We start from the raw sequence: 13,438 nt of genomic DNA, 5'->3' as shown, positions 1-13,438 counted from the left end.
TAAATGATGTTCAAAAAAAAAAGGTGATAAACGTTTTGATGAAAAGTTGGTGCAAAATTCTCAGCAGGGAAGTTTAATATCTATATGGGTTGATCGTCAAACAGGTGTAAATTATTTATACACATGGAGTGCGCAAGGATGCGCTCTTACCCCTTTATTAGATAAGAATGGTGAAGTAGTAGTGTCACAGGTAGAAGAAGCTAATTAACAATAATTATACGTATATAAAGACTAGGTCAAAAGTGTTTTGTCTAAGTTAAACCAAACTAATTTGCATGCCAGGAGGCAAATTAGTTTGGTTTTTTTATTCAATGTTCTTTTAGATTTTAGCTCTCTCCAGAGAAGTTAAGCCGTTTCTCACTTTCAATCATCAAACTCAAAGAACATGGCGTAACAGCTAAGTTAGCTGCGAGATAACGTACAAATAGTTTGCTATTAAAAATCACTGTCCTACGCGTAAAAACTCTTTGTATGGAAACCCTATAAATGATAAAATAGTAATAGACAGATAATAAAAACAATTTTTATTATTTAAAATTGTAATCGTTTACATACGCGGAGGTGCTTCTTATGTTATTAGGGAAAAAGAGAAAACTGGGAAGAAAAATTGAAGAAATGACGATTGGTGAAAAGCTGACCCTTACAGAAAAAATAGAAGATAACGAACTGCTTCTTTACTTAGGGCTCACAAATGATGCCAATCCATTATACATCCAGCATGATTATGCTTCTCAAACGCCATTCAAAAAACCGATTGTTCCTTCAATCATGTTAACGGGCATCATTACATCTGCCGTTTCTAAGTATCTACCGGGTCCGGGTTCCCATATAGTAGAGCAAAACATTGAATTCCCTAAACCGGTCTATCACTACGCAACAGTACAATTCCTGTTTGAAGTGAAGGAAGTGGATCCCCATACTCATTTGGTAACGATCGATGTAACAGCTACCAATGAAGAAGATGAGAAGGTCATCAATGGTACCATCAAAGTATGCCCCCCTCACCGATTAGAAAAAATGAATAGCCATGCATTAGAAAACTTTTAAACAACTTAAGGAGGCTGGGACGAAAGTGTTTTAGCCTAAGTAAAACCCGAACCAATCTGCTTACTGGTAGGCAGATTGGTTCGGGTTTATTATTTATTTCGGTCCATTTGATTTAAGCTGTTTCCAGCGGTTGATTGGAGTGCAAGACGAAGACTCCTGCGGGAAAAGTAGCTTATGTGAGACTTGTCCAGCTATAGGGCTTAGAGGCAAATGTCATAAGTCTGATCGTCCATGAAGGCAAAGAACGCCTTCAAGGCCGATCCGCCATATGCCAACCGCCTCTGAGCGAAGCCCCTCCACTTTCCTACCCGCAGGCTTGCCGAGGAGGCTCACGGGCTACCCGCGGAAAGCGTAGTCTTGCACGGAAATCATTAGCGGTATTAAGAACCTACACATCTATTGTTCGTATTTAAATGTGTTTTTTTGTTTTGCCCTAGCCTCTTTTTGTTATGCAAAAAAATGATAAAGAATGCGGGAGAAGTGCATCATATAAAAGAAGATAACAAGTTTTGTGGCGGTTTAGTAACGTACGGCAAGAAAACTAAAAAGTATTAAATCTCTCTAAATGATGGTAACCCTCAAGATTTATATTATAATGAAAGTACAATTACATAATTACGTTGGATGTTGGGGTTAATTTTCTTTTGTATGGAGGCACATCAAATGAGCAAAAAAATCTTGGTAGTCGATGATGAACAGTCTATTGCAACACTCTTAAAGTACAATCTTGAGCAATCCGGTTATTCCGTTACAACGGCACATGATGGTGAAGAAGGAAGAGATAAAGCGATTGAGCAATCCCCTGACTTAATTATTCTTGACCTGATGCTTCCTTCCATGGATGGAATCGAAGTGTGTAAAGAACTGAGACAAAGGAAGATCAATATCCCCATTCTTATGTTAACGGCTAAGGATGACGAATTTGATAAAGTTCTCGGACTGGAGCTTGGGGCAGACGACTATATGACAAAGCCGTTCAGTCCACGTGAAGTGGTTGCGAGGGTCAAGGCTATTCTAAGACGCAGTCAAGCCATACAGGAAGCGGTGGAACCATCTTCCATCGAACCGACAGATTACAAGGAAGTGGGAGAATTAAAGGTTTATCCCGAACAGTATGAAGCTTATTTCCAAGGTGATCTAATGGAGTTGACACCTAAGGAATTCGAACTCCTTTTATATCTAACAGAAAATAAAGGCAGAGTCTTAACGAGAGACCAGCTATTAAGTGCGGTATGGAATTATGATTTTGCCGGGGACACCAGAATAGTGGATGTTCATATCAGTCACTTACGGGAAAAAATAGAATCCAACACGAAGAAACCCACTTATATAAAAACCATCCGTGGGCTTGGGTATAAATTGGAGGAGCCTAAAAATCGATGACCAAGTTTAGAACAAAACTTCTTTTTGCTCTAATTACCTTGATCATCGCTGTATTGATAGGACTCGGGTTGCTTCTGGGTCAAATTTTCAAGAATTTCTATCTGGATACATTTAATTCCCGGATTCAAAAAGAGGCAAGGTTATTGGCAAATTCCATTGAAGAAAACGGGACACCGAAAGAGATCGATCCCGAGATGATTAAAGAATTGAGTGACATATTGGATGTCAGGATTACGATTCTTGATAAATCAGGGAGTGTAGTCCATGATACGGAAACCTCGGAATCACTGGTAGGCCCTCAGCAAAAGAGGATCATCAATGAAATCCAGGAGAACTGGGATGTAAAGCAAAAGCATAGAAAACTGGTGACTTCAGGTGTGGAGTACAGGTATTATTGGTACCCGCTAAAGGGCGGAAATAACCAGTTAAATGGGTTGCTTATCATGAGTACCGAGGTAGAGGCCTTTGAGAAAGGAATACAGCAAATTTGGTTTGTGCTGTCCATTTCCTTGGGTCTTGCATTAATTCTCATTATCATTTTGGGATCAAGAATTACGGTGAGGTACACAAAACCCATTGAATCGGCAACGAATGTGGCAATGGAGCTCGCCAAGGGGAATTATCGGGCAAGGACATATGAAGATCGCCTGGATGAAACGACTATGTTAAGTACCTCCATTAATATTCTTGCCCGTAATCTGCAGGAAATGGTGAATTCCCAGGAAATGCAGCAGGATCGCCTAACAACGCTGATCGAAAACATGGGGAGTGCCCTTCTCTTAATTGATCACCGAGGGTTTGTTGTTTTGACGAACCGGACGTTCAGGGACTTCTTTAATCTGAAAGAAAGTCAGCTGAAAAAAGTCAGATACCATGAGGTCATTCACTATCAGGAAGTGAATAAGCTTGTGGAAGAAATCTTCATGACAGAAGAACGGTTAAGAAAGCAAATCCTTCTTCCTCACAAAATAGAAAGAAAGCATTATGAAGTATATGGGGCTCCTATCATCGGTCATAACGATGAGTGGAAAGGGATCGTCGTGGTATTCCATGACATCACGGAGCTCAAAAAGCTTGAGCAAATGAGAAAAGACTTCGTAGCGAATGTTTCTCACGAATTGAAAACACCGATCACATCCATTAAAGGTTTCTCGGAGACATTACTGGACGGGGCGATGAATGATCCCGATACGTTAAAGTCTTTCCTGGATATCATTCTGATGGAAAGCGACCGCCTGCAATCCCTTATACAAGACTTATTGGAATTATCCAAGATTGAGAAACAGGGGTTCGAACTCTCCCTTCAGGAAGTAGAGATTGCCGGTTTAATTGAAGATGTGATTCCGATATTGAAAGAAAAAGCGAAATCAAAAGACATTTCCCTTCAAACGTCATTTGAGTCAAGAGGCCATGCGGAAGTAGACTCCTACCGACTAAAACAGGTTTTCATTAATCTGGTCAGTAATGCGATCGTGTACACTCCAAAGGGCGGGGATGTCTTGATTTCAGTGATGGAAGATAAAGAAATGGTTCATGTGAGCGTCAAGGATAACGGGATGGGAATCAGTGAAGAAGAACTTCCCCGCATTTTTGAACGGTTTTATAGGGTGGACAAAGCAAGAAGCCGTAATTCGGGCGGAACAGGCTTAGGTTTAGCCATTGTGAAGCATATCATCGAAGCTCATGAAGGGAAAATTGAAGTAGAGAGTGAAGTGAATGAAGGTACGATGTTCACAGTCTCCTTATACAAACAGTCTTCAAGCTATTCGTTGGGTGAAGGGAAGAGAAAATCTTAGTAAGTTTACAATTATTTTACATTGCATTTACAATAGGTTTAAATCCTGTTAATAAAAGGGTGTTACGATACTAAGTGAAACCCCTTCATCCAAGGTGTTAAGAAAAGGCGAGAACTAACCCCGTTCTCGTCTTTTCGCTTTTTTATTTTGAAAGCGCTATCAGCTTAATGAAGGCTGGTTTGGATCAAAACTTTACTCGCCCGCTGACGAATGCATCCAGTTAGGAATCCATTCACCTCGACCTTACTCCACTAACTCCCTCGTTTGTCATCTTCTCTTAATATTCTTGAAACCTTTTTGTAGTAAGTCCGTATATCTTAGTAGGTGATTAATAAGATATAGAGATAGAAAAGGGAGGGCGCATATGAGTTTAAAACGAATTTACATGGTGACAGGGATGGTAGTAGCAGCCATTATTTTAATTGTTGTGTTATTGACTTCCTGGTATACCGTTGATGAATCAGAACAAGCGCTTGTATTGACATTTGGAGAAGCGGGAGAGCCGGTCGTTGAGCCTGGGCTGCACTTCAAGATGCCATGGCCGATGCAATCAGTGGAAGTTCTGTCTAAAGAAACCTTCAGTCTTCAATTTGGATATGAAGAAAAAGACGGGAAGATCAAGGACTTCCCTAAAGAAACGAAAATGATCACGGGAGATGAGTACATCGTTCTCGCTGATCTTGTGGTTCAATGGAAAATCACGGATCCTGAATCGTACTTATTTAACTCTGACAACCCGAAGGAAATCCTTTACGATGCTACTTCATCTTCTTTGAGAAGCATTATAGGAAGCTCTTTGATAGATGATGCATTAACATCTGGAAAAGCCGAAATCGAGGCGGATGTAAGAGATTTACTAACGACCCTGATTGATGATTACGATATTGGTATTTCCATACTTGCAGTGAAACTGCAGGATGTCGAGCTGCCGAATGCAGAGGTCCGATCAGCTTTTACAGCCGTGACGGATGCAAGGGAAACGATGAACACGAAAATCAATGAAGCAAAGAAATATCGGAACCAGCGATCAAATGAAGCAAAAGGTGAAAAAGATGCGATCATGTCCAGGGCAAAAGGGGATAAAATTGCACGTGTGGAGCAGGCCCGTGGAGATGTAGCCGTATTTGATAAGTTGTACAACGAATATAAATCGAATCCTGAGATTACGAGAAAACGACTTGTATTAGAAACCCTGGAGAATGTTCTTCCGAATGCGGAAATCTACATTATGAAGGATAGTGGAGAAACGTTGAAATACTTCCCGATTCGACAGCTTGAAAATCAAAACGGCCCGGTGAAGCAGGAAGGGAGTGAAGAGAATGAGTGATCAAAACGTCTTTGACATCAATCAAAAGAAGAAAGAACCTATTGAGTGGAAGCGTTATACAAAGTTAGGAATCTTCCTGGTCATTCTCGCTGCCGTCATTCTTCTGCTGTTTACCAGTCTCTTTATGGTCAAAGAAGGAGAGTATAAAGTCGTCCGTCAGTTCGGGGAAGTCGTAAGAATTGACAAAGAACCAGGTTTGAAGTATAAGCTCCCGTTCATTCAGTCTGTTACGACCCTGCCTAAGCATCAAATGACGTATGATGTAACGGAAGCTGAAATCAATACAAAAGATAAGAAGCGGATGCTCATCGACAACTATGCGGTATGGCGTATCGAAGATCCACTTAAAATGATCAAGAATGCCAGGACGGTCATCAACGCAGAGACGAAAATGGAAGAATTCATCTACTCAGTCGTCAGGTCGGAGCTCGGGCAATTAGAATATGATGAAATCATCAATGATGAAAAGTCTTCCCGGGGAAGTTTGAACGATCGGGTGACGGACAAAGTGAACGAGCTTCTGGAACGGGATGGATACGGAATCGTTGTTCAGGATGTCCGTATGAAACGTACGGATTTACCGGAAGCGAATGAGAACTCTGTCTATACGCGTATGATTTCAGAACGTGAATCAAAGGCTCAGGAATACCTCTCAATGGGGGATGCCGAGAAACAACGGATCACGGCTGAAACAGATCGTGAAGTGAAGGAGCTGCTGGCAAAAGCAGGCGCTGACGCCAATGTCATCAGGGCAGAAGGAGAATCCGAAGCGGCACAAATCTATAACAAATCGTTCTCCAAGGATCCCGGTTTCTATGACCTCTACAAAACGTTGGAAACATATAAGAAAACAGTGGATGATAAAACGGTTATCATCTTACCATCCGACTCCCCGTATGCAAGGCTGTTGATGGGGTATACAGAATAAAAGAAAAAACTGTTGAAGATTGAGTAATCTCATTCTTCAGCAGTTTTTTTATGAAGGCCTTTGTCGAAATCCACAAAGTCAGCTTTTTTCACTGGACTTGATAAGGTCCCCTTTTTTCCTTTCATTCCCCAACATGATAGAATAAACATATAGAATCAGAAGCCTTTACAGGAGGTACTTACATGTCCAAAAAATTAGTATTGATCGACGGTAATAGTATAGCTTACCGTGCATTCTTCGCACTGCCTTTATTAAATAACGACAAAGGTGTACATACAAACGCAGTATACGGTTTTACCACCATGCTGCAAAAAATACTCGAAGACGAAAAACCATCTCATATTCTAGTCGCGTTTGATGCAGGAAAAACGACTTTCAGACATAAGACATTCAAGGAATACAAAGGCGGCAGACAAAAGACTCCACCGGAATTGTCCGAGCAATTTCCCTATATCCGCGAGCTTTTGGATGCATATGGAATTAAGCGCTATGAAAAAGAAAACTATGAAGCGGATGATATTATCGGAACGCTCTCCCTGCAGGCGGAATCTGACGGGTACGAAGTGAAAGTGTATTCCGGGGATAAGGATTTAACCCAGTTAAGCTCGAAGACTACTACGGTTTGTATTACGAGAAAGGGCATAACGGATATCGAAGTGTACACTCCGGAGCATATAAAAGAAAAGTGGGAAATCACACCTGATCGCATCATCGATATGAAAGGCCTGATGGGGGATAGCTCTGATAATATTCCGGGCGTGCCGGGTGTAGGTGAGAAAACGGCAATCAAGCTGCTAAAAGAATTTGATTCCCTTGAAAGGCTGCTGGACTCCATTGACCAGGTCAGTGGGAAGAAATTAAAAGAAAAGCTCGAAGAAAATAAAGATCAAGCGATCATGAGTAAGGAACTCGCCACCATCCTAAGGGAAGCTCCAATCGAGATTGGAGTGGAAGAGCTGAATTATGATGGAATGAATGAAGGAAAACTAAAGGAAGTATACCGGGACCTCGGCTTCAACTCATTACTGGAGAAGATGGGTGAGTCTACCCAAGAGGAGCCCCAGGAGCTGGATGATATCTCCTTTGAAGTAGTTGAAACCATCAAAGAAGAGCACCTTTCAAACGAAAGCTCGTTATACATTGAAATGCTGGAGGAGAATTATCATCTCGGAGAAGTAATCGGGATGAGTCTGCACAATGAGAAGGGCACGATTTTCTTTACGCTTGAAACCGCATTGAATTCAGAGGCATTCAAGGAATGGGCTGAAAACGAAAGCGCAGCAAAGTATGTGTATAACTCGAAGGAAACGGTAGTTGCACTAAAGAGACAGGGAATTGACATAAAAGGGATCGAGTTCGATCTGCTGTTAGCATCTTACATTATCAATCCTTCTGAATCGAGTGAAGACTTCGCTACTATTTCAAGAGGACACGGTCAGCCTTCCATCGAATCGGATGAATCGGTATATGGGAAAGGTGCCAAACAGAAGGTCCCTTCCACTGAGATTCTATCAGAGCATCTTGCCCGAAAAGCATTCATTCTTCATGATTTGAAAAACACTTGTATGGAAGAGTTAAAAGAAAATGATTTATATGAATTATTTGCAGAGTTAGAACTCCCCCTTGCCATTATTTTAGCCGAAATGGAATTCACCGGAGTGAAGGTGGATCAAGAGCGTTTGCTCACCATGAAAGATGAGTTGGCACTTCGCTTGGAAGAACTGGAAAAGAACATACATGAACAAGCAGGAGAGAGCTTTAATATTAATTCTCCGAAGCAGCTCGGCGTGATTCTTTTTGAAAAGCTTGGCTTACCGGTCGTGAAAAAAACCAAAACCGGTTATTCCACTTCAGCTGATGTTCTGGAAAAGCTGCAATCCAAGCATGAAATCATTGACCATATCCTTCATTACCGTCAGCTAGGGAAGCTGCAATCCACTTATTTAGAGGGATTATTGAAGGTCGTCCATAAAGATTCGAGTAAAATTCATACACGATTCAACCAGGCACTGACTCAAACGGGCCGATTAAGCTCGACGGACCCTAACCTGCAAAATATTCCGATCCGTCTTGAAGAAGGCAGGAAGATCCGTCAGGCGTTCATTCCATCTGAAAAGGGCTGGGTCATGTTCGCTGCCGACTATTCTCAGATTGAGCTGCGTGTACTGGCTCATATCGCCAAGGATGAGAAATTAGTTGAAGCTTTCAGAAATGATATGGATATTCATACGAAAACAGCGATGGACGTCTTTGGGGTGGCGAAGGAAGAGGTCACATCCAATATGAGAAGGCATGCGAAAGCCGTTAACTTCGGGATCGTATACGGAATCAGTGACTACGGTCTTTCTCAAAGCCTTGATATCACACGAAAAGAAGCAGGGGAATTCATTAAGAAGTACCTGGAAAGTTTCCCTGGTGTTAAAGAATATATGGATGATATCGTACAGGATGCAAAACAGAAGGGCTATGTGACGACTCTGCTTAATCGCCGACGTTACCTGCCGGAAATCACCAGCCGTAATTTTAACTTAAGAAGTTTCGCTGAACGTACAGCGATGAACACGCCGATTCAAGGAAGTGCAGCCGACATCATCAAGAAGGCCATGATTGATATGGCTGCCAGGTTAAAAGAAGAAAATCTTCAATCACGATTATTGCTGCAGGTGCATGATGAATTGATCTTTGAAGCGCCTGAAGAAGAAATCGAAGTGTTAAAGAAGATCGTTCCTGAAGTAATGGAGAATGCGATGGAGTTGGAAGTCCCATTAAAGGTCGATTACTCATACGGTCAAACATGGTATGACGCGAAGTAGAGTTTTTCATAAGGAGGTGGCAGAGTGCCGGAGCTGCCTGAAGTAGAAACGGTCAGGAGGACGTTAGAGCTTCTTGTTATTGGAAAGACAATCAAAAACGTCTCGGTTTTTTGGCCAAAGATGATTAAAAGCCCCGACGAATCCGAGGAGTTTGTTCAAAGCTTGAAGGGGCAGGAAATACTTGAAATGAGAAGAAGAGGGAAATTCCTGATCTTTTATTTAAACGACGTTGCCCTTGTTTCTCACTTGAGAATGGAAGGAAAGTACAACTTGTCCGACAGCGGGGATCCAATTGAAAAGCACACCCACGTCATTTTTCACTTTACGGATAACACAGAACTCAGATACCGTGATGTCCGGAAGTTTGGGACGATGCACCTATTCAGGAAAGGGGAGGAATTGCTTCATCTTCCCCTCCTGCAGCTGGGACCGGAGCCATTCCAATCCGAATTTACTGCTGGCTACTTAATAGAAAAGCTGGGCAAGACAGAGAGAATTGTGAAAGCCACATTATTAGATCAAACGGTTCTCGTGGGACTGGGGAATATCTATGTGGATGAAGCGTTATTTCGTGCAGGCATACATCCTGACCGGAAATCGAAATCTCTTTCACAGGAAGAAATTGAACGTTTGCACAAAGAAATCATTCACACGCTAACCGAAGCCGTAGAGATGGGAGGAAGTACGATTCGCTCCTATGTGAATTCACAGGGACAAATGGGTATGTTCCAACAGAACCTCTTCGTGTATAGCCGGAAAGAAGAACCTTGTCGAAAATGTGGTACTCCCATTGAGAAGAAGGTATCAGCAGGAAGAGGGACGCACTATTGTCCCGACTGCCAACGTTAGAATGAACAATTAACATCTGATAAGCCCTTACCATATAGTATTGTAATGATTTTCGGGAGGGCTATTAGATGAGTGAAACAATCTCCTTATTACTGCTGGCGTTTGCTGTAAGTCTTGATAGTTTTAGCACAGGTTTAACTTACGGATTACGAAAAGTGAAAATCCCTACAAAATCAATCAGCATCATATCCATTTGTTCGGCGAGCTCCTTATTGTTGGCCATGTTGCTTGGTCAGACGATCGGATCCATTATCTCTCCGCTTTGGGCTGGAAGGATCGGCGGGCTGATTCTGGTTGTAATCGGGGCGGCGGTACTGTACCAGTTCTTTAGACCGGAAAAAGAAACGGTATTATCCCAAGAAAAAACGTTAATTAACTTTGAGATTAAATCCATAGGATTAGTGGTTCAAATTTTAAGAAGGCCGTTAACGGCAGACTTTGATAGATCAGGTACAATTACCGGTATTGAAGCATTTATGCTTGGAATCGCACTGTCATTGGATGCATTCGGTGCCGGAATTGGTGCTGCGTTATTAAATTTCTCGCCATTCATACTTACTTTAGCCATCCTGGTGATGAGCTTTACGTTCTTATTCTCAGGATTGAAGATGGGGGAATTCTTCTCTCATTTACGGTGGATTCACCGAGTGTCATTTCTCCCTGGAGTTCTGTTGATCCTTATAGGGATCCTGAGGTTTTAATGGCTGAGCTGGAAAGGATTAGATAATGGCTAGCATTATAGGATTAACAGGTGGTATTGCAAGTGGTAAAAGTACAGTTTCGAAAATGTTAAATGAAAAAGGCTATACGATCATTGATGCTGATCTTGCAGCCCGTATGGTGGTTGAAGTTGATCAGCCGGCTTACCTTGCGATTGTGGAAGAATTCGGTGAACACATACTGCACAATCACGATTCCACCATCAATCGGGAAAAACTCGGCCAGATCATCTTTAACTCTGAAGAAAAACGAAAAAAGCTGAATGGAATCGTTCATCCTGCCGTCAGAAGCATGATGCTCGCTCACAAGGATGAAGCCATTGCAGCTGGTAAAAACACGATTTTCATGGATATCCCCCTTTTATACGAAAGCAACCTGACGTGGATGGTCGATCGCACAATCGTAGTATACGTGAACGAAGAAACCCAACTATCCCGTCTAATGGAACGGAACAACTTTAACCGTGAAGATGCATCATCCCGCATCGCTTCCCAATTCCCCTTAAAGGACAAAGCAGGCCTTGCCGACGCAGTCATAGACAACAACGGTTCTTTACATGAAACTAAAGAACAGCTTGATGCGCTGCTAGTCAAGTGGGATCTAAAACCATAGAATGACTTATGAGCCGACAAGGAAAATCCTTGTCGGCTTTTTATTATATTTTAGCTTTTGGCTGTTTAATGGAATAATCATTTATTTCTTTGTGAAGATCTGAAAACATTGTTGAGTGGAGCGGAAGGCTGCTCGACTCCTGCGGGAGAAGTGGGACAGGTGAGACCCCGGAAGCGAAGCTGAGGAGGCTCACCGCCCACCCCGCGGAAAGCGAGCAGCCTGTAGCGGAACTCAACCATTGCATGCTCCGTTGACAAATGTAAGTCAAGAGCCTTGAAAAAGATGTATGAATTCAAACCACAAAAATATACATTCAATAAGCATATTTGTCAGAATAATAAAACATTAAAAATCCGCAAAATACTTATTAACATATTCTCTAAATATGTTATACTATTTTTAGCAAATAAACATATAAGTATAACATTAATATAGAGGGGAGCCGGATTTATGAAGGCGAAAATTGCAATCAATGGTTTTGGGCGTATTGGGAGAATGGTTTTCAGAAAAGCAATATTAGAGGAAAACTTAGAGGTTGTAGCCATTAACGCAAGCTACCCGGCTGAAACACTAGCACATTTAATAAAGTATGACACAAATCATGGGACATTTCAGGCAGATGTGGTGACGGAAGATGATGCACTAATCGTCAATGGAAAACGTGTCCTACTATTAAGCAATCGTGATCCTAAAGCATTGCCTTGGGGCGAATTAAATATCGACATTGTGATTGAAGCTACTGGAAAATTCAATTCTAAAGATCAAGCGAGCCTTCATTTAGAAGCGGGAGCAAAAAAGGTCATCCTGACTGCCCCTGGTAAAAATGAAGACGTAACCATTGTGATGGGTGTAAATGAAAGCGCATTAAATATTGAAGATCACAGCGTCATTTCGAATGCATCATGTACAACAAACTGCTTAGCGCCGGTTGCGAAAGTATTAGATGAGCAATTTGGTATTGAAAATGGACTTATGACGACTGTCCATGCCTACACAAATGACCAAAAGAATATTGATAATCCACATAAAGATTTGAGAAGAGCGAGAGCGTGCGGCCAGTCGATCATCCCGACCACGACAGGTGCAGCAAAAGCATTATCACTGGTACTGCCTCAATTAAACGGCAAGCTTCACGGAATGGCATTGCGTGTACCTACACCAAATGTCTCACTAGTGGACCTGGTTGTGGATGTGAAAAGAGACGTGACTGTAGAAGAAATTAACGAAGCTTTCATTACGGCTTCAGTTAGTTCTTTACACGGAGTGCTGCAATTTACAACAGAACCTTTAGTTTCTATCGACTTCAATACAAATCCTCATTCAGCGATCATCGACGGATTATCCACGATGGTCATGGGAAATCGAAAAGTGAAGGTACTGGCCTGGTACGATAACGAGTGGGGCTACTCATGCCGCGTCGTTGACCTGGCTAAATTCGTTGCATCAAAAATGAACGCAAAACAGGAAGTCAACGTTTGAAAGAACCCAAATAAAAAATAAGCTGCATCCTTAGAACGTACCTTTCCAGGTGCGTTCTTTTTCTTTTGTTTCGTTCTAATAGAAATTTGGTATAGAACACCTTTTGGGAAAAGTTTAGATTATGAACAAGTTTCTCCCAAAGAGCTTTTTTGCAGCTATCAAAATGTATAAGTAGTAAATGTGTAATATCACAGAGTGGATTGTAGCGGAAGGCGCTCGACTCCTGCGGGAATAGCGGGGCAGTACGAAAAGCGGAGGGGCTTTGCTCAGGGGCGACAAGCATAAGACGAGTCTGCCGGAAAGGCGCTCTTTGCCTTTTTGACAGACTTGGCTTATGACCTCGAGCCCCTAAGCCCCGTAGCTGGACAGGTGAGACCTCGCAGGCGCAGCCGAGTTATCATGAACGAAAACTAGCTCCTTACTCGTAACATCGTAGGTTAATTTGGTTAGACTGTTTCTGAAGTAAAAACAAAAACCAAATCAG

Annotated in this window: 10 protein-coding genes and 1 pseudogene; all 11 read left to right on the top strand. The window is 42.0% G+C overall.

What is annotated here, in order from left to right:
- Positions 1-43: 43 nt before the first annotated feature.
- Positions 44-208, top strand: a pseudogene (locus ACQKFO_RS18535) (DUF6440 family protein); the annotation flags it as partial.
- Positions 209-570: 362 nt separating this feature from the next.
- The gene (locus tag ACQKFO_RS18530) at positions 571-1,047 is read left to right on the top strand and encodes a MaoC family dehydratase (RefSeq protein ID WP_427600316.1); all 477 of its coding nucleotides are present in this window, start codon (positions 571-573) and stop codon (positions 1,045-1,047) included.
- Positions 1,048-1,710: 663 nt separating this feature from the next.
- On the top strand, positions 1,711-2,430 hold the full coding sequence (locus ACQKFO_RS18525) for a response regulator transcription factor (RefSeq protein ID WP_427600315.1): 720 nt from the start codon (positions 1,711-1,713) through the stop codon (positions 2,428-2,430).
- A complete protein-coding gene (gene pnpS / locus ACQKFO_RS18520; RefSeq protein WP_427600314.1) occupies positions 2,427-4,226 on the top strand; it encodes a two-component system histidine kinase PnpS in 1,800 nt (599 codons plus the stop codon). Before ACQKFO_RS18525 ends, pnpS begins: the two co-directional genes overlap by 4 nt.
- Before the next feature lie 364 nt (positions 4,227-4,590).
- The gene (gene hflK, locus ACQKFO_RS18515) at positions 4,591-5,553 is read left to right on the top strand and encodes an FtsH protease activity modulator HflK (protein ID WP_427600313.1); all 963 of its coding nucleotides are present in this window, start codon (positions 4,591-4,593) and stop codon (positions 5,551-5,553) included.
- The gene (gene hflC / locus ACQKFO_RS18510) at positions 5,546-6,481 is read left to right on the top strand and encodes a protease modulator HflC (RefSeq protein ID WP_427600312.1); all 936 of its coding nucleotides are present in this window, start codon (positions 5,546-5,548) and stop codon (positions 6,479-6,481) included. Before hflK ends, hflC begins: the two co-directional genes overlap by 8 nt.
- Before the next feature lie 182 nt (positions 6,482-6,663).
- Entirely contained in the window at positions 6,664-9,294 is a 2,631-nt protein-coding gene (gene polA / locus ACQKFO_RS18505) for a DNA polymerase I (protein ID WP_427600311.1), read from the top strand.
- A 24-nt stretch (positions 9,295-9,318) separates the two neighbouring features.
- On the top strand, positions 9,319-10,143 hold the full coding sequence (mutM, locus tag ACQKFO_RS18500; protein ID WP_427600310.1) for a DNA-formamidopyrimidine glycosylase: 825 nt from the start codon (positions 9,319-9,321) through the stop codon (positions 10,141-10,143).
- A gap of 68 nt (positions 10,144-10,211) precedes the next feature.
- Entirely contained in the window at positions 10,212-10,844 is a 633-nt protein-coding gene (gene ytaF / locus ACQKFO_RS18495; RefSeq protein ID WP_148969893.1) for a sporulation membrane protein YtaF, read from the top strand.
- A gap of 25 nt (positions 10,845-10,869) precedes the next feature.
- Positions 10,870-11,475: a dephospho-CoA kinase gene (gene coaE, locus ACQKFO_RS18490; protein WP_427600309.1), complete on the top strand. Its 606-nt coding sequence runs from the start codon at positions 10,870-10,872 to the stop codon at positions 11,473-11,475.
- A 450-nt stretch (positions 11,476-11,925) separates the two neighbouring features.
- Complete coding sequence (locus ACQKFO_RS18485) at positions 11,926-12,954, top strand: glyceraldehyde-3-phosphate dehydrogenase (RefSeq protein WP_427600308.1); 1,029 nt, start codon at positions 11,926-11,928, stop codon at positions 12,952-12,954.
- The last annotated feature ends 484 nt before the right edge of the window (positions 12,955-13,438 follow it).

The organism is Rossellomorea sp. NPDC071047 (genome assembly GCF_050270195.1).
In the GTDB taxonomy this organism is placed as follows: Bacteria; Bacillota; Bacilli; order Bacillales; family Bacillaceae_B; genus Rossellomorea.
The sequence above is the reverse complement of the archived record's forward strand: the minus strand, read 5'-3'. Positions and strand labels throughout refer to the sequence as shown.